The 19,768-nt window shown below is 34.9% G+C and carries 19 protein-coding genes; 13 read left to right on the forward strand and 6 right to left on the reverse strand.

From position 1 onward, the window contains the following. Positions 1-6: 6 nt before the first annotated feature. Both AABL81_RS00390 and AABL81_RS00395 read right to left on the reverse strand, forming a co-directional pair. A complete protein-coding gene (locus AABL81_RS00390) occupies positions 7-486 on the reverse strand; it encodes an Lrp/AsnC family transcriptional regulator (RefSeq protein ID WP_006258948.1) in 480 nt (159 codons plus the stop codon). Positions 487-573: 87 nt separating this feature from the next. Then, positions 574-1,725, reverse strand: coding sequence for a M14 family metallopeptidase (locus AABL81_RS00395; RefSeq protein WP_341340054.1), 1,152 nt, complete (start codon positions 1,723-1,725; stop codon positions 574-576). Positions 1,726-2,028: 303 nt separating this feature from the next. On the opposite strand from AABL81_RS00395, the gene AABL81_RS00400 reads away from it, so the two are divergent. The 6 genes from AABL81_RS00400 to AABL81_RS00425 all read left to right on the forward strand — a co-directional run bounded on the left by AABL81_RS00400 (position 2,029) and on the right by AABL81_RS00425 (position 7,624). Continuing rightward, positions 2,029-2,535: a helix-turn-helix domain-containing protein gene (locus AABL81_RS00400; protein ID WP_158210762.1), complete on the forward strand. Its 507-nt coding sequence runs from the start codon at positions 2,029-2,031 to the stop codon at positions 2,533-2,535. Positions 2,536-3,265: 730 nt separating this feature from the next. After that, positions 3,266-3,934: a spermidine synthase gene (locus AABL81_RS00405; protein WP_341340055.1), complete on the forward strand. Its 669-nt coding sequence runs from the start codon at positions 3,266-3,268 to the stop codon at positions 3,932-3,934. 100 nt (positions 3,935-4,034) lie between these two features. Further along, positions 4,035-5,150: a GNAT family N-acetyltransferase gene (locus AABL81_RS00410; protein ID WP_158210760.1), complete on the forward strand. Its 1,116-nt coding sequence runs from the start codon at positions 4,035-4,037 to the stop codon at positions 5,148-5,150. 536 nt (positions 5,151-5,686) lie between these two features. Further along, positions 5,687-6,130 (forward strand): GNAT family N-acetyltransferase, encoded by a 444-nt coding sequence (locus tag AABL81_RS00415; protein WP_341340056.1) that lies wholly within the window; start codon positions 5,687-5,689, stop codon positions 6,128-6,130. Positions 6,131-6,132: 2 nt separating this feature from the next. Beyond that, on the forward strand, positions 6,133-7,203 hold the full coding sequence (locus tag AABL81_RS00420) for an alanine racemase (RefSeq protein WP_158210758.1): 1,071 nt from the start codon (positions 6,133-6,135) through the stop codon (positions 7,201-7,203). 184 nt (positions 7,204-7,387) lie between these two features. Next, a complete protein-coding gene (locus AABL81_RS00425; RefSeq protein ID WP_158210757.1) occupies positions 7,388-7,624 on the forward strand; it encodes a Sec-independent protein translocase subunit TatA/TatB in 237 nt (78 codons plus the stop codon). A gap of 193 nt (positions 7,625-7,817) precedes the next feature. On the opposite strand, the gene AABL81_RS00430 is transcribed toward AABL81_RS00425, so the two are convergent. From AABL81_RS00430 to AABL81_RS00445, 4 genes are all read right to left on the reverse strand, one after another. Then, a complete protein-coding gene (locus tag AABL81_RS00430) occupies positions 7,818-8,252 on the reverse strand; it encodes a GyrI-like domain-containing protein (RefSeq protein ID WP_341340057.1) in 435 nt (144 codons plus the stop codon). A 77-nt stretch (positions 8,253-8,329) separates the two neighbouring features. Continuing rightward, a complete protein-coding gene (locus tag AABL81_RS00435) occupies positions 8,330-9,013 on the reverse strand; it encodes a phosphoribosylaminoimidazolesuccinocarboxamide synthase (RefSeq protein ID WP_341340058.1) in 684 nt (227 codons plus the stop codon). 138 nt (positions 9,014-9,151) lie between these two features. Continuing rightward, a complete protein-coding gene (locus tag AABL81_RS00440) occupies positions 9,152-9,964 on the reverse strand; it encodes an OmpA family protein (RefSeq protein WP_341340059.1) in 813 nt (270 codons plus the stop codon). Between the two features lie 84 nt (positions 9,965-10,048). After that, positions 10,049-10,897, reverse strand: a complete 849-nt coding sequence (locus AABL81_RS00445) for a methylated-DNA--[protein]-cysteine S-methyltransferase (protein ID WP_341340060.1) — start codon at positions 10,895-10,897, stop codon at positions 10,049-10,051. A 241-nt stretch (positions 10,898-11,138) separates the two neighbouring features. Between AABL81_RS00445 and AABL81_RS00450 the strand changes: the two genes are divergently transcribed. The 7 genes from AABL81_RS00450 (at position 11,139) to AABL81_RS00480 (ending at position 19,756) form a co-directional block, all read left to right on the forward strand. Further along, entirely contained in the window at positions 11,139-11,771 is a 633-nt protein-coding gene (locus AABL81_RS00450; protein WP_341340061.1) for a TetR/AcrR family transcriptional regulator, read from the forward strand. After that, positions 11,758-13,077, forward strand: a complete 1,320-nt coding sequence (locus AABL81_RS00455) for a TolC family protein (protein WP_341340062.1) — start codon at positions 11,758-11,760, stop codon at positions 13,075-13,077. Before AABL81_RS00450 ends, AABL81_RS00455 begins: the two co-directional genes overlap by 14 nt. A 2-nt stretch (positions 13,078-13,079) precedes the next feature. Beyond that, positions 13,080-14,225 carry an HlyD family secretion protein gene (locus AABL81_RS00460; RefSeq protein WP_341340063.1) on the forward strand — a complete coding sequence of 382 codons (1,146 nt, stop codon included), beginning with the start codon at positions 13,080-13,082 and terminating at the stop codon, positions 14,223-14,225. Positions 14,226-14,236: 11 nt separating this feature from the next. Then, the gene (locus tag AABL81_RS00465) at positions 14,237-15,811 is read left to right on the forward strand and encodes a DHA2 family efflux MFS transporter permease subunit (protein WP_158210752.1); all 1,575 of its coding nucleotides are present in this window, start codon (positions 14,237-14,239) and stop codon (positions 15,809-15,811) included. Between the two features lie 152 nt (positions 15,812-15,963). After that, on the forward strand, positions 15,964-16,857 hold the full coding sequence (locus AABL81_RS00470) for a helix-turn-helix domain-containing protein (protein ID WP_158210751.1): 894 nt from the start codon (positions 15,964-15,966) through the stop codon (positions 16,855-16,857). 117 nt (positions 16,858-16,974) lie between these two features. Further along, on the forward strand, positions 16,975-18,423 hold the full coding sequence (locus tag AABL81_RS00475; RefSeq protein ID WP_341340064.1) for a c-type cytochrome: 1,449 nt from the start codon (positions 16,975-16,977) through the stop codon (positions 18,421-18,423). Position 18,424: 1 nt separating this feature from the next. Next, on the forward strand, positions 18,425-19,756 hold the full coding sequence (locus tag AABL81_RS00480) for a c-type cytochrome (protein WP_341340065.1): 1,332 nt from the start codon (positions 18,425-18,427) through the stop codon (positions 19,754-19,756). Positions 19,757-19,768: the final 12 nt, after the last annotated feature.

The raw sequence follows: 19,768 nt of genomic DNA on the forward strand, positions 1-19,768 counted from the left end.
GATTTCTTATAATTCTTTAAAAATCGTATGCATTAAACGTTTTTTATCGTTGATGCTTTCTTCTAAAGAAATCATTGATTCAGTTCTGTAAACTCCTTCAATATCATCAATCATATAAATAACCTCTTTTGCGTGACGTGTGTTTTTCGCTCTAATTTTACAAAAAACATTGAATTTACCAGTTGTAACGTGTGCTACAGTTACGAAAGGAATTTCGTTAATACGCTCTAATACAAATTTAGTTTGCGAAGTATTGTGTAGGAAAATACCAATATAAGCTATAAAAGCATATCCTAATTTTTCGTAATCTAATGTTAATGAAGAACCTTGGATAATTCCTGCATCTTCCATTTTCTTAACACGAACGTGAACAGTACCTGCAGAAATCAGTAATTTTTTTGCAATATCTGTGAAAGGAACTCTCGTATTGTCAATCAACATATCTAAGATTTGGTGATCGATTTCATCTAAACGAAATTTACTCATAAAACAATTATTTATCTTATTATAATCTATAATTCTGTACAATAATACTAAATAAAATTCTTATTTTCTAAAAAACAACAAATTTTATTATTTATTTAATAATCCATTATCCTGAGATACGGTAGAATCTACAACCTCAAGATAATTTTTATCTAATGCATCTTCTATTTTAACCAAAGAGTTCTTAAAAATTATACTCTCTTTTATATAATGATGGGCAAATTTACTTTCTTTTTTAATAATATCCACAATAATGGGACAAAATTTAACATTATTATTTTTTAATTGCTCTAAATACTGAATTTTCACAATATATTCTTCTTTACTACCAGCCAAGGAAACTGGTCCAATTGCCACATCATTAAAGCTTTTCTGATTCTCCGGAATGCTTAAATAAGATTCTATAGAATTATTCTCATAATTCTTAGTAAATATACTACAAATTACAGATAATAAACTTAAAAATACAATTTCTCTGGTTTTTTCTCGATTATAATCATTCTGATAGTGTCCTGCTTCAAACAAGATTGTTGGAACTCCTTGGCTTTGAAAATAATCTCCTATACAGTTAATATTAAATCCATCATCAAATCTTCCTACTTGTCCTGGAATCACTTTCTGAACTTCTTGATTCATTGCTACAATTAATTTTATAGCTTTTTCTCTATTAGCATTTATCTCACGTTCCTCATCATAAGAAGGTGCTAAAAAAGAAATCGTTGCTGGCATTGGTTGATCTCCTACACCAAAAATAGTTCGTTGATCGTGAAGGTTAAATGCATAGTCAGGTTTAAAGTCTTCAAAAAGTTTTCGCAACAACTGACTTTCGGGTTGAGTCAAATTTATTGAGTCTCTATTTAGGTCAACTTGATTTGCATTTACTCGCGTATAATAATGTGCCCCATCTATATTTAAAATAGGTACAATTAAAAACGTAAAACGCTTTTTCCAATCTGCTATAAAAGACTCTTTTTCCTCGTTCAATAAGTTTAATAAATCGAGTACAGCTTTTGTTGTTGTCGATTCATTTCCGTGCATCTGTGACCACATAAAAATCTTCGTTGGTCCTTCTCCCCAAGTCACCGTTTTTATGTCTCTTCCTTCAACTGATTTTCCTTTGACCTCTACCTTAAAGTAATCCTTTAAGTCGCTCAAAAAAGAAGCTATTTTTTCACTCGTAATATATCGACCACTTATTTTATGATAGGTGTATTTTTCTACTAAATATTGATAGTTCATATCTGTTATTTTTTTACAATTACAAATGTAAACAACTTATTTTTTACATTTGTAAACAATTTAAAAAAGTGTTTTAATTACAAATGTAAACAAATCTCCTATTCACAGCTGTAACGTAACCTTTAGAAGTTTACATTTTTAAATTCATAATCATAATCAATTGATTACCAAATAAAAAACCGAAGTAACCTAAACATTAAATTTAATACTATTTACAATATTATCATTGTATACATTTGTAATATCATTATTTTTATTACATTTGTAAACAGTTGATTCATTCACTTTCTTAAACAATTTACTATGGAACATTTTGTAAACAGGCTCGCTTTTCTTCTTGAAAATTTAGACTATACTGCCTCTGCTTTTGCAGATAAAATTGGGGTTCAAAGGTCAAGTTTGTCTCACCTATTGTCAGGTAGAAACAAGCCAAGTTTAGACTTTGTTATGAAGATAAATGATGCCTTTCCTGAGATCAGTTTAACCTGGTTATTGAAGGGAAAAGGTAATTATATAGAGAGTGAAAATGTTACTTCTATCACTAAAATTATACAGCAACCTACTCCTACAATTGCCCCTCCTATTGACCCTTTGACTGGTCATATAATTACTTCGAAAGAAGATGATCAAACGGGTAATAAAACACAAGAAAGCAATAGTAATACAGTTCAAAAACAAGGAGATAACGCTGCGCTTAACAACAGTGATTCTATCTTAAACCAATTCCCTTTACACGTAAATTCAAACGTAGATCAGATCGTTGTTTTCTATAAAGACGGTACTTTTAAACAGTTTAAACCACGCCAATAATATACATTCCCTGCTCTTTTTATACAGTAAACTGCCTTTAAAAAGAGCTTTTTTTACTTGTATCTACACTATTTTTAAACCTTATTTTGGCCTAAAAATGGTGTTATTTCTAATACAATACTCTCTCTTCTCCCCTTTATTTTCAAGACTTCCCAAGGTTTTAATGCGATCAAGTTCGGAACAAGTACCACATTAGTACCACACTTCTTCGGAAAAAAGGCTTATTTCCGAACGAATATGGTACTTGTCTCGAATATGTCTCGAACAAGTTACAATGAAAACATATATAATACGTGTATACAACCGCTTACGGCTATCATTTGAAGTCTTCATAGAGCTAATTCCGCGGTTTTCCTTAGTTTTAGACATCAATTAATAAAAACGCCATTTTTCGCATAAAATGGAACTGATTTTTCCTTGATTTTTTCTCCTAAAACAGTTCTTCTATCCTCTTGCAAAAAAGGTAAAACACCTCCCCTCCCCCACCGTTGCTGGGATCAGCTATTTTTTATAACCTGCTTCATACGCGCTTAAAGGCACTTTTTTCATTTTTTAAAAAAGCCAACTCCCTTTTCTCTTAGCTTTTCGGAAACAGGCAAAGCTTACTTTTAGCTCCCCTTTAAAGGAGAAAAAAGCCTTGTAAATACACTATCTTATTAGCTTTATTTTAAGTTTGAGAATGACTAAATATTTATTTAAACTATCTTTGACTTTTAGCAAGTAAAATGAGATGATTAAAAGATTCCTTAGTTATTTTACCCCTATTATAGAAAAGAAGATTCCGTCTAAAGTAAGCAAGCAGCTTGAAGTAACGTGGAATAGCGGCCAATTGGTAGTAGATACTGAACATACCAACTACTCTTATGGAAACCTGGAAAAAGTGCTTAAAAAAGGCTTACAATTCGTTGGTTACGAGAAAGTAAGAGCTATGGAAAATGTACTTGTTCTCGGACTGGGAGCTGGTAATATTATCGCGCTTTTAAGGGAAGATGTCAAGTTTAACAAGCAAATTGATAGCGTAGAATTAGACCCTGCTATTGTCTATATCGGACAGAAATACTTTGATTTAGACAAGTATTCAGAGCGACATACAATACACCAAATGGATGCTTTTGAGTATGTTTTAAGGTGCCAAAAACGCTATGATCTAATCGTTATAGATATCTTTCAAGATGCTAATATGCCTACGTTTTTGTTTGAAAACTACTTTGCAGAAAGACTTAAACGAATACTTAATGTAAATGGCTTTATCTTATTTAATACCATTACATTAAACGAATTAGAAAAAAGGAGAAATAAAGAGTATTGTGCCTTATTTAAACCGGAAGAATACTCCGTTAGAAGTCACCCGAAACTACAGAAATACAACGAAATATTAACCATTAAAAAATTGCGATAAGATAATAGCATAAACACTTCTATGGGATAAAAATAGATATCGCACTGCTTTTATTTATATTTGCATTAGACTTAGTGGAAAGAAAAATACTTGAATTAAAATGGTAGAAATTAGAGAAGCGAAGACAAACCAACAAATGACAGAGTTTGTTAAATTTCCTTTTAAATTATACAAAAACAATGCGTATTGGGTTCCTCCAATGATTAAAGAGGAAATCAAGAGCTTTGACAGAAACAACGATATTTTCAAAACGGTTGACGTACGCTTTTACTTAGCGTATAAAAATAACGAACTTGTTGGTAGAGTTGCGTGTTGCGTCAATTGGACTGAGGTAAAGGATTTACACAAGCCTAAAGTACGCTTTGGATGGTTAGAGATGATTGACGATGTAGAGGTAACTAAAGCGCTTATAGACGCTGTAATTGCTTTTGGGAAAGAACACGGTATGGAGTATATCGAAGGTCCGATGGGATTCTCTAATATGGATAAGGCGGGAATGCTAACAAAAGGGTTTGATTATATCGCTACAATGATTGGTATTTACAACTTTGAATACTACCCTACTCATTTGCAACAATTAGGGTTTAAACCTGAGGCAGAGTGGATTGAATACTTACTTGACTTAAAAGCTTACGACAAAGAGAAGATTGAAAAGATGTCTGCTATTGTCAAAAACAGATACAATGTCAAAGTTTTAGAGTTTAAGACAATTAAGGAGCTAATGCCTTATGTTGATGAGATGTTTGCTTTATTAAACAAAACGTATGCTGATTTACAGAGTTTTGTTCCTATTCAGCCTTTCCAAGTTGAACATTATAAAAAGAAATACTTGCAATTTATACATCCTGATTTCATTACTTGTATTATGGATGAAAACAATAAAATGGTGGCATTTGCCATTACAATGCCTTCTTTTTCACGTGCTTTCCAAAAAGCGAATGGTAAACTATTCCCATTCGGGTTCTGGCACTTGTTACAGGCTATGAAAAAGAACAACCACGCAGAGTATTACTTAATTGGTGTGGATCCAGAGTACAGAAATAAAGGGGTTACTGCTCCTATTTTTGAAGAAATCTACAAGTGTTTCACTAAACACAATATTACTATCATAGAAACAAATCCATTATTAGTTGAAAACAATAAGATTCAACAATTGTGGAAAAATCTAAATCCGATTATTCACAAAGAAAGAAAGACGTACCGTATGGACATCTAACTTTTCACTACAATATAGATAGGCAGATAACACTTTTATTAAGCGGTTATCTGCTTTTTTTATGTCCTTTTTTCTATTTCAAATTCATAATCAACTACTTATATCTCCCTTCAAATCCACTGCTTTATTTATTTTAACAAAAAAATAAGGTTTACAACAATCTCCTCTCTTTTTCATCTTTAAAAGCGACACCTTAGCTGCTGTATTCCCTTTATACTTGGGAACATAGCCCCTCTTTTGTTTATTAACAAATAATTTTACACATTTTAGAATTAATGCAATTATTCGCCTATTTTGTTAGCAAAAAACACACTCCATTTGCCTATTCTGCTATATTTCAGTAAATTTGTACTCATCAGATTTGAAATCTAACCAAGCTTATTTAGCTTTTTTAAAAAATGACACTGTTATAATTTGCATTATTCTTTGGTCATTCCATTTCATATAAAAGTCCTTATTACGCCGACTTTTATTCTATATTTACAATCAATGGTTTTTATTATTAACGCGAATAATGCGCTAAAAACATCTATTTTATGCTTACTATTTTAAAGAAAAATAAAGAAACTCCCATCACAAACGAAGAGATAGCTACATATACTGCCTTTTTATTTCAACACCTTGAACAATATGGTGATAAGCAAGAGGACATTACAAAGGCTATTGACTACGCTTTAGCACGTAATAATAAGCCTGGTGGTTTTGTCTTAATTGCTAAGGATGAGCAACAAGACATCGTGGGAATTGCTGTTCTATTGGACACATTAATGGACGGGTTTATTCCGGAACACATTCTTGTTTACTTGGCTGCAGATGCGAAGGTGAGAGGAAAAGGTATTGGTGGTCAATTGATTGACCGCGTTAAAGAAGAAGCTCAAGGTTCTATTGCTTTGCACGTGGATAGAGATAACCCTGCACAAAACTTGTACGAAAGAAAAGGTTTTGAGAAGAAGTATATTGAAATGAGATTAACAAAATAAGCATGGCTTTTATAACATTAAATAAAAATAAACTTAAACACAACTTTACAAAATTATCTGAACTATTTGACGAGAATCAAATAGAATGGGCAGTAGTTGGAAAACTATTGTGTGGTAACGACTTGTTTTTAAGAGAATTACTAAGTCTTAACCCGAAACAAATTTGCGACTCAAGGGTTTCTAACTTAAAGAGTATCAAGCGAATTGACCCTGATATCGAGACTATTTACATCAAACCTGCTCCTAATGGGAGTATTGACGAGATTGTAGAGTATGCTGATATCAGCTTTAACACTGAACTGGAAACTATCAAATTGCTTTCTACTGAGGCTGTTAAACAAGATAAAACCCACAGAATCGTGATTATGGTTGAGTTGGGAGAATTGAGAGAAGGCGTTTTAAGAGACGACTTGATCGACTTCTATGAGCAAGTGTTCAACCTTCCGAATATTGAAATTATTGGTTTAGGAACGAATCTTACTTGTATGTATGGGGTACTTCCTAATAGCGATAAGCTAATTCAATTGTCGCTTTACAAAGAACTGCTTGAATTAAAGTTCAACAAAAAGATTCCGTATATATCTGGTGGTGCATCGGTTACCATTCCCCTTGTGTTAAACAACACAATGCCTAAGGCTATTAATCACTTTAGAATTGGGGAAACGCTATTTATGGGTACAAATGCTTATGATAGCTCGGCTTATGAGAGTTGTGAGCAAAATGTGTTTAAACTTCACGCAGAGATTATTGAATTACACGAAAAGCCAATGATGCCTGACGGTGAAATTGGTTTGAATATGACAGGAGAAAAAGTAACGTTTAATCCTGAATGGGAAGATAGTACGAATTACAGAGCTATTATTGACCTTGGATTATTGGATATTGATATTGAACACATTACTCCTATTCAAAGTGAATTAGATATGGTGGGGTCGAGTTCTGATATGATGGTGATCGACTTAGGAAACAACCCAGACAACTTAAAAGTAGGTGATACAATTGCCTTTCATATGAATTATATGGGGATATTGAGAATTATGAATTCTGATTATGTAGATAAAAAAGTTATCTAAATAACAGCGATCTAAACCTTGAGAAAGAGGAATACGAAGCCATAAACGCTTGGTATTCCTCTTTTTTATGGTAACACACCAACACATCATTAAGAAAAACCTATACCAAAGGAATGTTAAAAGATATTTACACAACAATACTCTTAATTAAATTTGTTTTCTATAACAAGAACAATCATACGGTATGATTACAACAAACATCCCCTTAGGTGTAGTTGCACCTTCAGAGTTGATAGTTGTTGTTGCAATCGCTCTATTACTTTTTGGAGGAAAAAAGATTCCAGAATTAATGCGAGGACTTGGAACAGGAATTAGAGAATTTAAAGAAGCGACAAGAGAAGTGAATACAGCAACGCCTGTAAAGACTCAACCTACAGTAGTAAAACAAGAGAGTGTGGATAACAATATTCCCCAATCTTAATGCGAGAAAGAGCTATCTCTACCACAATTGAGATAGCTCTTTTGTTTTATCGTCATTCGCCTTTCTGATTTAACCATAAAAAAAGAGAACATCCGCTTAATAGATGTTCTCCCTGAAACTTTTATTGCATAGTATGATATGCTGACACTGCAACATACGCAAGTATATAAGCATTCTTTATTATTTACAATAGTTAGACTGCAATGTAAATATTCACACCCTTCGCATTTTCACCATAAACTTCATAATCATAAGTGTATAAGCGATTTAACGCTGCATCCTTTGACCAGATGTTATTCCACACCTCTCCTACTGCTTGTGGCATCTCCCCAATTGCTTCATAGACAATAAAGTTACCTCCTTCAAAGGTTCTACCCACTAAACCAGTCGGTATGCGTTCTAACGAATTTACAGCAACCCCGATAATAGCTGTGTAACTCCCCGTATAATCACTCTCATAATCTGTATAAATACAATAAACACAGTTGTTTACCTTATTAGCAATCTTTTGAGGGATATTCTCCTGTATAAAACGTTGCCACAATTCCCCTAAATCACGCATTGCTTGTCCTCCCTGATTCGTTGTCTCTACTGCAAGGCCAATGATATGCATTCCCTTTTTTTCCATCTATTGATTCTTTAAAAAACAAAAATACCCCAAACATCGCTGTTATGGGGTATTTGTATTGCTATTAAAATTAGCAATTATTGTAAGAATTCTCTCTCTAAATCCAATGGTGTAATATAAACTCCGTCTTTGTAAACACGCATATTACCTCCTGAAATTTCATCAATTAAAATGATATCGTTTGTTGCAGCATCTCTACCAAACTCTAACTTAATATCATAAAGCTCAAGTCCTTTTTTACCTAACTCCTCTTTTACAATTGCGCAAATCGTTTTAGTTAAGTCTTTTAAAATGCTGTACTCTTCTTTGGTAAGGATTCCTAACATTGCTAAAGCGTCGTCAGAAATAGTTGGATCTGCTCTCTCGTCATCCTTAATAGTAACCTCAACAAAGCTATCTAATGCTTGTCCTTCTGTACAATAAGCTCCGTATCTTCTAAAGAAACTACCTACAGCTCTGTATCTGCAGATTACCTCAAGTCCTTTTCCAAACGGAATAGCCTCTTTTACTACCATTGAAACGTCTTCAATATCAGCAGAAACATAGTGCGTAGGAATTCCCTTTTCTACTAATACCTCAAAAAAGTGCTTTGTCATTTTTAAACCACTCTTTCCAGCTCCGTCAATTGTAAGTCCAACTGTGTTTGCTCCTGGATCGAATACGCCATTCTCTCCTGTTACATCATCTTTAAACTTTAAAAGAACCTGATTGTCTGAAAGACTATATACATCCTTAGTCTTTCCTTGATACTTTAGTGTCATATTTTGTGTGTGTTGTTATTAAGCATCAAAAATAACACAATTGTAGTAACTGCCTAAACTTAATGCCGAAATCTTACAATAAAAAAATCCTTAAAAGCTTTCGCCTCTAAGGATTTGATATATTTTGTGTCTAAAAGCTTACATCACTTCAAAATCACATCTTCTAAATTCTGCACTTCCTCTGCTTGCTCCTTCTCTTGGGGCTACATTAGAACTAACTCTTTCTACCCATTTCTCCAATCGTGAAGCTGGGATTCCTTGACTGATTATATAGTCAATTACTCTATCTGCTCTACGTTCAGACATCCACTCATTATACTTAACATTAGATTTTGTTCCTAAATATACGTGTACTCTAACTTTCGCATCAGGACTATTCTTCATAAAGCTAACAATTTGATCAATTGTGTATTTATTAGCATCAGTCAAATAAGAGCTGTTGAAATCATAGTAAAAGTAAGGTAGTGACGTACTTACACCTGCTCCGTTTGAAGCTTTAGTATTTACATTTAGTACTTTCTCTTGAGTATAAGGTACATTGGCAATTGTAGTAGTGGCAATTTCACTCTTTGGCAACTTTAATCCAGTTCCCTTAGAATAACTAATTGAATATTGTACGTGTTCTTCTGTATTAAGTTCATTTAATCCAAAATTAGCAGTTAACCCCTCTTTTACCTCACTAATCAACACTTCTGCTGTATTATAGTTTTTGGCTGAAGTAACTATTTTGTGTACATTTTCCAATTCATCTGCATCAAACGAGTAGATTCCCTTTGCATTTGAATACAATGATAATAACTTGTTTTCCTCTTCGTCTATAAATGTAATCTCACTTCCTTTAATTGGCTCGTTCGTCTTTAGGTTAAACACTCTACCTTCAACTTTTTGTGCTGAAACAGAAGCGAAACTCATTAATGCTACACCAAAAGTAATTAATTGCAGTTTTTTCATAATATTAAACAAGTATAGTTTAGATTTTGTTTTTCAACACAAACATAATCAATTATTTAATATAAAACACTCTCAAAAACACTCCTATTCTTCTCTTTTTAACAACTCCTGACTAAGCAAAACTTGCTTGCGTATGATACCCCAACGATACCCTCCCAAAACACCGGATTGTTGTATAACTCGATGACACGGAATAAGATACGCAATTGGATTAGCACCGATAGCTGTACCCACCGCCCTACTGGCTTTGTCATTACCAATCTGTGAAGCAATCGCTCCATAAGTAGATAATTGTCCTTCCGGAATCTGTAATAAAGCTTGCCATATCTGCATTTGAAATGGAGTACCTTTTAGGTGTAATTTTATCTGCTCTACATCTCTTTCTCCGTGTAAAAATGCCATCACTTGCTGATGTGCTTCTGTAGCTTCTTGTACAAAAGTCGCTTTAGGGTATTGTTGTTTAAAAATAGTCAACTCTTCACTTCCTTCATCCATAAAGACAACTTTACAAATGCCCTTATCTGTTGAAATAACCAATACATCGCCCAATATACTGTTGCCCACAGAATACTTAAAGGTTAGATACTTACCTCCATCTCTATATTCTGCTGGAGTCATCCCTTCTATGGAAACAAACAAATCGTGCAAGCGACTACTACTGCTTAAGCCAACCTCATCGGTTAGATCAAATAATGTAGGGGCCTGCTGTTGCTGTATTAAATACTTCGCATAATTAATGTTTACAAATTGCAAAAACTTCTTCGGGCTTGCCCCTACCCATTGGGTAAACAAGCGTTGTAAATGGGCTTCACTTAAACAAACTTCTTTAGCTACATCTGCTAAAGAGGGTTGTTCTTGATGATGAACTACTAAATAGGTAATTGCTTGGGCTATGCGGCGATAATTATCTTGACTTTCGACTACTTCACTCATTGTTAATGGCTTTGCTACAAAGTAAAACAATAATCAACTCATAAAAAATCCATTTCTTGCTATTTATACCCTTTTCTTCTAACTAAAAGAATATCAAAAAGTTACAATTACATTTAATTCACCAATACGTTGTTAATATTGAATTAAAACAATTTTAACACGAAAAAACTAAGGAAAAAGTAAATAACTAATTAAACGTTTGTTTAATTTTGTCACAGAATTCAAACTTATAACTACAGTAATGGTACTTAATGAGAAGCAAAAAGAGATATTATTAGTTGCTGAAAACCTATTTTCTATGAATGGGATTGACGGAACAAGCATCAGAGATATTTCTAAGGCTGCAGGAATTAACGTGGCAATGATAAGCTACTACTTTGGTTCTAAAAACCAATTGATTAGTGCTCTATTCGAAATTCGATTAACGCGTATTAGAGAGAAACTAACCAACTTAACACAAAACCACGACCTAAATCCTCTTGAAAAGTTGGTCTTCTTTGTAGAAGATATGCTGACTATTTTAATGAAGAATGCTGATTTCCATATTATTATGATTCGTCAGTTTTCTAAGAAAAACGTCGATGAAGAAATCAGTGATAACATCTTTTTGCTGCAACGCGAAATAATGAAGGTTATCAGAGGATTTATTCAAGACGGACACCAACAAGGGTATTTTAAGGCACAGCCAGACCCTGAGGCTTTGGTTATCATAACAATTGGTAGTATCAGTTACTTAATACACCACGAAAAGATGTATTCAAGTTATTGGAATACAGAAAATCACGAAGAATATAGTTTGTATATCAAACATCATATATATCCTTATTTAATAAACTCACTTAAAGCAATCTTACAATACAATGAGCAAAAGTAATTATATCCTACTTGCCTCTTTGTTTGCCTTTAGCGTGTTTGCTCAAGAACCTCATAAGAAACCACTAACGCTTGATGAGGCAATTGGGTTGAGTATGCAAAATGGTAAAGAAATCAAAAAGGCTAATGCTAAAACAAACGCCTCTAAATTACAGGTAAACAGTGCTAAAAACCTGAGATACCCTACTATTGAGGTTTCCGGACAATATATGCATTTGTTTGAAGGAACAGACGTTAAACTGAAAATACCTTTACCTGGGCAAGGAGCTGCAAACGGGGCTTCTCCTGTTAAACCAGAACATTTATTAATGGGACAAGCGAATGCTATCATTCCTATTTTTAGTGGGTTTAAGATTAGAAACCTTGTGAAACAAAGCCAACAAGCGTATGAAATGGCTACGATTGCAGAAAGTGCAACAGCCGAAAATACAGTGTGGCAAACAATCAACTTGTACTTTGCTCTTTATAAAACACAGCAGTCAATCGACTTGTTACAGGAGAACTTGAAAAGAGCACACCAACGTGTTACTGATTTTCAAAACTTCCTTGACAATGGACTGATTGCTCGTAATGACTTTTTAAGAGCGCAATTACAAGAGTCTAATGTGGAACTGTCGTTACAGGAAACATTGACTTCGTTTAAAAACCTAAATATGCGTTTAAATACCATTTTAGGATTACCTATGGAAGAGGCATTCGCTATTCAACCGATTAAATCTCTTGATGTATTGCCTACTGGTGAGAGTGATATTGAAAGCAGAAAAGACTTGCAAGGGGCACAGAAAAATACTGAGTTAGCCCAATCGTCTATTCGCGTTGCGCGTTCTGGCTACTACCCTTCTATCGCAGTACACGGTGGTTATGCTGCTATGCAGTTAGACAAGGTAATTGATATTACAAATGCTAACAATATCGGTATTGGTCTTAAATACGACTTGTCGTCTATCTTCAAAAATAGAACGGAAGTTAAAATTGCTAAGGCTAAAAAGATAGAAGCTGAGTATCAGTTGCAAATCGTTGAAGACAATGCAAACTACGAGATTAAGGAAGCATTCAATGCGTACGAATTAGCGTTGAAGAAAAACAACGTATTGGCACAGGCATTGGAACAAGCAAATGAGAATTACCGTATTACAAAAGATAAATACGACAATGGTTTGGCAGATACAGACCAACTTCTTGAGGCTGATGTGCAACAACTACAAGCGCAAATCAACGAAATGATTGGTAAAGCAGACGAGACTATGTCTTTATACCAATACGCTTACAAAACAGGTAAATTATTAGACAATATTGAATTACAATAACAATGGAAACAAACGATAAAGTACAAAAGAAACCACTTAACAAAAAGTTCATCGTAGCCCTTAGCGCCTTGGTTATTTTAGGTGGTGGTTATGGTATATATAAATATGTACACTCTCTTTCTCACGAAGTAACGGATGATGCACAAGTAGAATCGAGAATTACACCTGTTGTTTCTAAGATACCAGGTTATATTAAGGAGATATTGGTTCACGATAACCAGGTTGTGAAAAAAGGTGATACGCTTATTCTTTTAGATGACGCGGAATACGTTATTAAAGTACAACAAGCTAAAGCTGCTTATGATGCTTCTGTGAGTCAATTAAAAGTTGCTGAAGCTGGTAAGAATACAACAGAATCTACTGTGGCTTCTTCTCAAGCGGGTGCAAGTACTGCTTTAGCTAATGTTTCTACAGCGAAAGCAAACATTGAAACAGCTAAAGTACAATTGTGGAGAGCAACTAATGATTACAACCGTTACGAGAAGTTGTTTGCTAATCAGTCAATCACTAAGCAACAGTTTGAACAGGCAGTTGCTGCTAAGGAAACGGCTGAGAAACAGTTACAAGTTTTACAAGAACAGTATAAAGCAAGCGAAAAACAAGCATCTGCTGTGGCTCAACAGGTAAACATCAGCAAATCTCAATCGGTGGCTTCTGTTTCTCAAATTGACGCCGCTAAAGCTATGGTTGAGCAAGCGAAGGCAAACTTAGACAATGCGGAACTTTACTTGTCTTATACGGTGATTACAGCGAAAGAAGACGGACAAATTTCTAAAGTAAACTTGCAAAACGGACAGTTGATTCAACCGGGACAAGGATTGTTCAACACAGTTCAAAAGGATAATATCTGGATTGTAGCAAACTTTAAAGAAACGCAAATGCAATATATGCGTGAAGGACAACCTGTTGAAATTAGAGTTGACGCGTTTCCTAAACATAAGTTTGAAGGGGAAATAAACTCTATCTCTCCGGCTACTGGGGCTAAGTTTGCTTTACTACCTCCTGATAATGCTTCTGGTAACTTCGTAAAAACAGTACAACGTGTGCCTGTTAAAATCTTATTTACTAATGCTAATGACGAGTTGCGCGACCACATCCGTGCTGGATTAAATGTGGAAGTGGATGTAAACATTAAAAGTGCTCGCTAAAAATAAATAGTATGACTGAAGAAAGCTTAGTTGAACACGGCTACAGACGAGTCATCATTACTATTACGGCGATCCTGTGTGCTTTACTTGAAATTGTTGATACTACGATTGTAAACGTAGCAATGAACGATATGAAGGGAAGTTTGGGGGTATCGCTAACGGACATTGCTTGGGTGGTTACTGCCTATGCCATTGCCAATGTAATAGTAGTACCAATGACGAGCTGGCTGTCTCAACAATTCGGAAGACGTAATTACTTTGCGGCATCGATTATCATTTTTACGGTTGCCTCGTTTTTATGTGGTTATTCTACCACTTTATGGGAAATCATCTTATTCCGTTTTATACAAGGTCTTGGTGGGGGTGCGTTATTAGTAACTTCACAAACGATTATTACGGAGAGTTACCCAATTGAAAAACGTGGAGTGGCTCAGGCAATTTACGGAATGGGTGTTATTGTTGGTCCAACGTTAGGTCCCCCTTTAGGTGGATATATCATTGACAATTACTCTTGGCCGTTTATATTCTATATCAATATTCCGATTGGAATACTGGCTACAATACTAACCGTATTATATGTGCGTAGTCCGCGTTATGCAGAGAAAAGTAAGTTAAGTGAAATCGACTTCTTGGGAATCATCTTCTTAGCCGTTGCTGTTGGTTCGTTGCAATATGTGTTAGAACACGGACAGCAAGACGACTGGTTTGAAAACAGTACGATTCTTACCTTGAGTATCACTTCTTTCTTTGGTTTCTTCTTCTTTGTATGGAGAGAGCTAACGTGTGATAAGCCAATTGTAAACCTACGTGTATTAAAAGACTCAAACCTTGCTATTGGTACGGTATTGTCGTTTGTACTTGGTTTTGGACTATATGGTTCTACGTTTATCATTCCAATCTACACACAGTCTATCTTAGGGTGGACAGCTACAGATGCAGGGATGTTATTAGTACCGAGTTCACTGATGACTGCTTTAATGATGCCGTTAATTGCAAGAATGTTACAAAGAGGTGTACCTCCAAAATACTTAGTAGCCACAGGGTTCCTTGTATTTTTCGTGTACAGCTTCTGGGCACATAATATATTGACACCTGATACGGGGAAAGAACATTTCTTCTGGCCGTTAGTTGTTAGAGGGGTTGGTTTAGGACTATTATTCGTTCCAATTACTACCCTATCGCTTTCTAATTTGAGAAACAAACAAATTGGAGAAGGTGCTGCTTTTACGGGGATGATGCGTCAATTAGGAGGTTCATTCGGAATTGCCTTAATTACAACGTTTATTTCAAGATGGACAGTAAACCATAGACTTGCCTTGGTGAGTCATTTAGATACAGCTTCTGTTGAGGTACAAAATCGCGTGTACGCTCTACAACAAAGCTTTATAGCAAAAGGATATCCTGTAGATGAGGCACTACAAAAAGCATATACCCTATTGGATTTAGGTGTTAGCAAACAGGCAACAGTACTAACCTATATGGATGTATTTATGTTTTTAGGTGTTTTATTCTTAATCTGTATTCCCTTTATTCTAATCCTAATTAAAAAAGGTGCAGGGAAAATAATCGCAGGTGCAGGACACTAATTAAATTTATTTTCGTTTTTTTCAAAAAGGTGTAGTCTCGCAAGGGATTACACCTTTTTTATTTGTCATAATTACTGCGTCGTTCACAAAAAACATACAAAAATTATAAATCCCTCTACTCCTTTTCTATCTTTGTGATAAAATATGTCTTTATGGAAAAGAATGCGAATATCCCAGTTTACAACATCTGTAATTTAATTGATACCAATAACAACTTTCAAGATTGTGTTGTCTATCGCTTAGAAGATTACATTTCGAATAGACCTACTATCGTATCCTCTCCTCATAGACACGCATTTTACCAAATCCTTTTTGTAAGCAAAGGAAAAGGAATCCACTCTATTGACTTTGAAAAATTCTCTATTGAAGAGAAGTGTTTGTTCTTTCTAAATGCCTCTCAAGTGCATAAATGGGAGTTTGAACCGGGTACTGAAGGTTTTCTTATCAACTTTAACGACAACTTCTTACGTACGTTTTTAGTGAATCCAAGTTACTTAAATCAGTTTTCTTTTTTCAGTGGTAACGCACAGTATTCTAAGTTTTCTTGCCATAAGTGTCACGAAACTTTACATCAACGATTTGAGAAGATTCTTTATGCTTCTATGGATGATAGCCCTTTAAAAAAGGACTATATGAAGGTGTTGATGCTTGAATTGTTCTTAGAAACACAGCTGTTTTTGGTTACAAAAGTGTTTGATAATGAAGAGCATCACGAAACAAATAATGCGCAATTTGTTATTAGAAACTTCGAAGAGCTGTTAGAGCAAAACTTTAAGACAATGCGCCTTCCCGGTGAGTATGCAAACTTGCTTAATATTACTCCAAACCACTTAAATACGCTGTGTAAAAAAGTACACGGGTTAACCTCTGGGGAAGTTATACGAAATAGAGTAATTTTAGAATGTAAACGTTTACTTGTAAATGCAGACGTCTCGGTTTTAGAAATTGCCTATGAATTAGAGTTCAAAAACACAGCTTATTTATCTCGCTTCTTTAAAAAGTACACAGGCCTTACACCAGAGGAGTTCAGAAAGCAAGCCAAATAATCTAAATAAAATTCCGCTTTTCTTACATCAATTGCGTTGAAAAGTGTAAACATCCCCACGATTAGTGTAATATTTTTCAGTAGATGTCCTACTAACTTTGCTGAAAAATAACACTACATGGATTTTCCTTTATTTCATTTAGACTGGTTGAATGATCGTTTCCTCATTGCGATGATAGCGATTATTCACGTATTCATTAACCACGGTTTAGCCGTAGGTTTTATTCCGTATATTACATTATTAGAACAACAAGGTGTTGTTAAAAGTGGCCGTAATGAGGTCACAGATTTAGCTTGGGACGCTACGGTTCACCGTATGATGATGGTGGGGTTTGTAGTTACCACTACTCTTGGCGCTATGACCGGAGTTGGTATTTGGTTCTCGGCTGCCTTGATTAGTCCAAACTCAATTGGTAGTTTAATCCGAGTATTTTATTGGGGCTGGTTTACAGAGTGGATTGTCTTCGTTTCAGAAGTTGTATTCATTATGATTTACTTCCTTACTTGGAAAAACTCAAACAAATCTCTTAAAGCGAAACAAAGACACATCCGTTTCGGTTGGTTCTTATCAGGATTCTCTTGGTTGACAATGGCAATCATTGTGGCAATCCTTGGATTTATGATGGACCCAGGTAACTGGTTAACGCATCATTCGTTCTTCAACGCTTTAACAAACCCTATTTACTTACCTCAGCTTTTATTTAGAACGCCTACTGCTATGGTTATTGGTGGTGCTTTTGGACTATTGCTTATTATGCTATTTACTAAAAAAGATAGCTTAGTGCGCAGACCTGCTCTAAAAACTACTGCTATCTGGATCTTAGTTTGGTTGCCTTTCTCAATCTTAGCGTCTATTTATTACTACAACGTAATTCCTGAAGCAATGACTGCTAATATGAGTACTGCTGTTGGTACAATGGACTTTGCACAGTATTACAACTTACTAAAATACATCATACTTATTGCTACGAGTTCACTTGCTTTCTTAGCGGTGTTTATCTTGTGGAAACCAAAACGCGTAAACTTTGTTATGGTGTTAATTCCGTTCATCCTTTCATTAGGTTTCTTAGGAATCTTCGAACGTGTGAGAGAGTTTATCCGTAAGCCTTACGTAATTGGAGACTATATGTACTCTAACTTAATTAGAGAAGAAGACTACCCGCTATTGCAAAAAGAAGGTATTTTAAAACACGCTACTTATACTGGTATTACTGAGATCACAGACGAAAACAGATTAGAAGCTGGTAAAGATGTATTTATAATTGCGTGTTCAAGATGTCACACAAGTCAAGGGATAAACTCAATCGTTTACGTATTCGAGAAAATGTATGGTTTTGACAAACCATTAGACATCAATTCGATGAAAGCTTATATTCCGAATATGCACAACGGTAGAACGTATATGCCTCCTTACCCTGGAAATGCAGAAGAATTAGACGCTTTAGCACATTACATTTTTTACTTACAACTAAGTGGTACTTCTGTACAAGGGGCACAAAGCGCTGGGGTTAAACTAAACCCAGGACACTCAGTTGAACATTTTATTGAATTAAAAACACAAGAATAATATGAATACTCCATTACCAAAAGATATTCCTTTAGACTTACCACTACCAGAATGGCTACTTGTCGTTTTATTAGTAGTTTCTTTCTTAGCTCACATTGTATTTGTCAATTTGATGGTAGGTGGTTCTATAACTACGTTATGGGCCGAAATAAAAGGACTTAAAAACAAAGAATACGATACGTTAGCAAAAGAGATTGCCGCTACAATTACGGTAAATAAAAGTATGGCTGTTGTACTTGGGGTTGCTCCCCTTTTAAGTATTAACGCTTTATATACTATCTACTTTTATACCGCTAACTCCCTAACAGGAATTATGTGGATACTAATTATTCCGTTAGTAGTGATTGCTTTCTTATTGACTTATTTACATAAATATGCGTGGGAGGCTATGATAAACATGAAGTATTTACACATTGCTATTATGGCATTGGCGGTACTTATCTTCCTTTTCATTCCACTAATATTCTTAGTAAACATCAATTTAATGCTGTTCCCTGAGAAATGGACTACTATTCACGGATTCCTTTCTGCTTTAACTCTGCCAAACGTATTCCCAAGATACTTCCACTTCTTGTGTGCCTCGCTTGCCTTAACTGGTTTATTCATTGCGTGGTATATGGGACGTAAGAACTATCCTTTTGAAGAGTACTTCCAAGTGTTTACAAGAGCAAAAGTAAAACGTATTGGTTACCAAATTGCAATCGGTGCTTCTGGAGCTCAGTTCTTATTCGGACCTATTGTATTAGCTACATTACCTTCAAAAGGGGTTAACTGGGGATTAATGGCTGTTATCCTTCCTGGAGTTGCTATTGCTGCTTACTCTGTTTACTGGATGTGGCAAACACTGAAAGGAAAAGATGAGGATTTAGACAAACATTTCTACAAAATTGTTATTTCAATGGGAATTGTAGTCTTGTTTATGGGTAGTGGACGTCACGTTTACCGTGCAAATGCATTAAACCCACACCGTGAGTTAATGGCTCAGAAAACAGAACAATTCTTAGAAGCTTCAAGAAAAGCAAGAGAAGAAGCTGCTAATCAAGAAGCTGAAGAAGCGCAAGCTATTGCAGAAGCAGAACAATCAGGAGATACTACAGCTAAAGGTAAAGCTGTTTTCAACTCATATTGTGCTGCTTGTCATAAAGTAGACTCACAATTAGTAGGTCCTCCTGTAACTGAAATGAGAAGTATTTATGAAGGAGATAAAAAAGACTTAATCAAATGGATTAAATCACCAGGTAAAAAACGTCCTGATGCTCCTCAAATGCCACCATTCCCACAGATTAACGACCAGGATATGGAGGATTTAACAGAATTTATTTTAAACATTTAATCTAAAACTTAT

Source organism: Myroides sp. C1519 (assembly GCF_038039755.1).
Taxonomy (GTDB): domain Bacteria; phylum Bacteroidota; class Bacteroidia; order Flavobacteriales; family Flavobacteriaceae; genus Flavobacterium; species Flavobacterium phaeum_A.

What these genes read in the sequence shown, in the direction of transcription:
- AABL81_RS00400 (WP_158210762.1), top strand. Translation starts at nt 2,029, where the DNA reads ATGGAACATTTTGTAAACAGGCTCGCTTTTCTTCTTGAAAATTTAGAC.
- AABL81_RS00435 (WP_341340058.1), bottom strand. Translation starts at nt 9,013, where the DNA reads ATGACACTAAAGTATCAAGGAAAGACTAAGGATGTATATAGTCTTTCA.
- AABL81_RS00475 (WP_341340064.1), top strand. Translation starts at nt 16,975, where the DNA reads ATGGATTTTCCTTTATTTCATTTAGACTGGTTGAATGATCGTTTCCTC.
- AABL81_RS00410 (WP_158210760.1), top strand. Translation starts at nt 4,035, where the DNA reads ATGGTAGAAATTAGAGAAGCGAAGACAAACCAACAAATGACAGAGTTT.
- AABL81_RS00425 (WP_158210757.1), top strand. Translation starts at nt 7,388, where the DNA reads ATGATTACAACAAACATCCCCTTAGGTGTAGTTGCACCTTCAGAGTTG.
- AABL81_RS00460 (WP_341340063.1), top strand. Translation starts at nt 13,080, where the DNA reads ATGGAAACAAACGATAAAGTACAAAAGAAACCACTTAACAAAAAGTTC.
- AABL81_RS00465 (WP_158210752.1), top strand. Translation starts at nt 14,237, where the DNA reads ATGACTGAAGAAAGCTTAGTTGAACACGGCTACAGACGAGTCATCATT.
- AABL81_RS00430 (WP_341340057.1), bottom strand. Translation starts at nt 8,252, where the DNA reads ATGGAAAAAAAGGGAATGCATATCATTGGCCTTGCAGTAGAGACAACG.
- AABL81_RS00440 (WP_341340059.1), bottom strand. Translation starts at nt 9,964, where the DNA reads ATGAAAAAACTGCAATTAATTACTTTTGGTGTAGCATTAATGAGTTTC.
- AABL81_RS00455 (WP_341340062.1), top strand. Translation starts at nt 11,758, where the DNA reads ATGAGCAAAAGTAATTATATCCTACTTGCCTCTTTGTTTGCCTTTAGC.
- AABL81_RS00395 (WP_341340054.1), bottom strand. Translation starts at nt 1,725, where the DNA reads ATGAACTATCAATATTTAGTAGAAAAATACACCTATCATAAAATAAGT.
- AABL81_RS00405 (WP_341340055.1), top strand. Translation starts at nt 3,266, where the DNA reads ATGATTAAAAGATTCCTTAGTTATTTTACCCCTATTATAGAAAAGAAG.
- AABL81_RS00390 (WP_006258948.1), bottom strand. Translation starts at nt 486, where the DNA reads ATGAGTAAATTTCGTTTAGATGAAATCGATCACCAAATCTTAGATATG.
- AABL81_RS00480 (WP_341340065.1), top strand. Translation starts at nt 18,425, where the DNA reads ATGAATACTCCATTACCAAAAGATATTCCTTTAGACTTACCACTACCA.
- AABL81_RS00445 (WP_341340060.1), bottom strand. Translation starts at nt 10,897, where the DNA reads ATGAGTGAAGTAGTCGAAAGTCAAGATAATTATCGCCGCATAGCCCAA.
- AABL81_RS00450 (WP_341340061.1), top strand. Translation starts at nt 11,139, where the DNA reads ATGGTACTTAATGAGAAGCAAAAAGAGATATTATTAGTTGCTGAAAAC.
- AABL81_RS00470 (WP_158210751.1), top strand. Translation starts at nt 15,964, where the DNA reads ATGGAAAAGAATGCGAATATCCCAGTTTACAACATCTGTAATTTAATT.
- AABL81_RS00415 (WP_341340056.1), top strand. Translation starts at nt 5,687, where the DNA reads ATGCTTACTATTTTAAAGAAAAATAAAGAAACTCCCATCACAAACGAA.
- AABL81_RS00420 (WP_158210758.1), top strand. Translation starts at nt 6,133, where the DNA reads ATGGCTTTTATAACATTAAATAAAAATAAACTTAAACACAACTTTACA.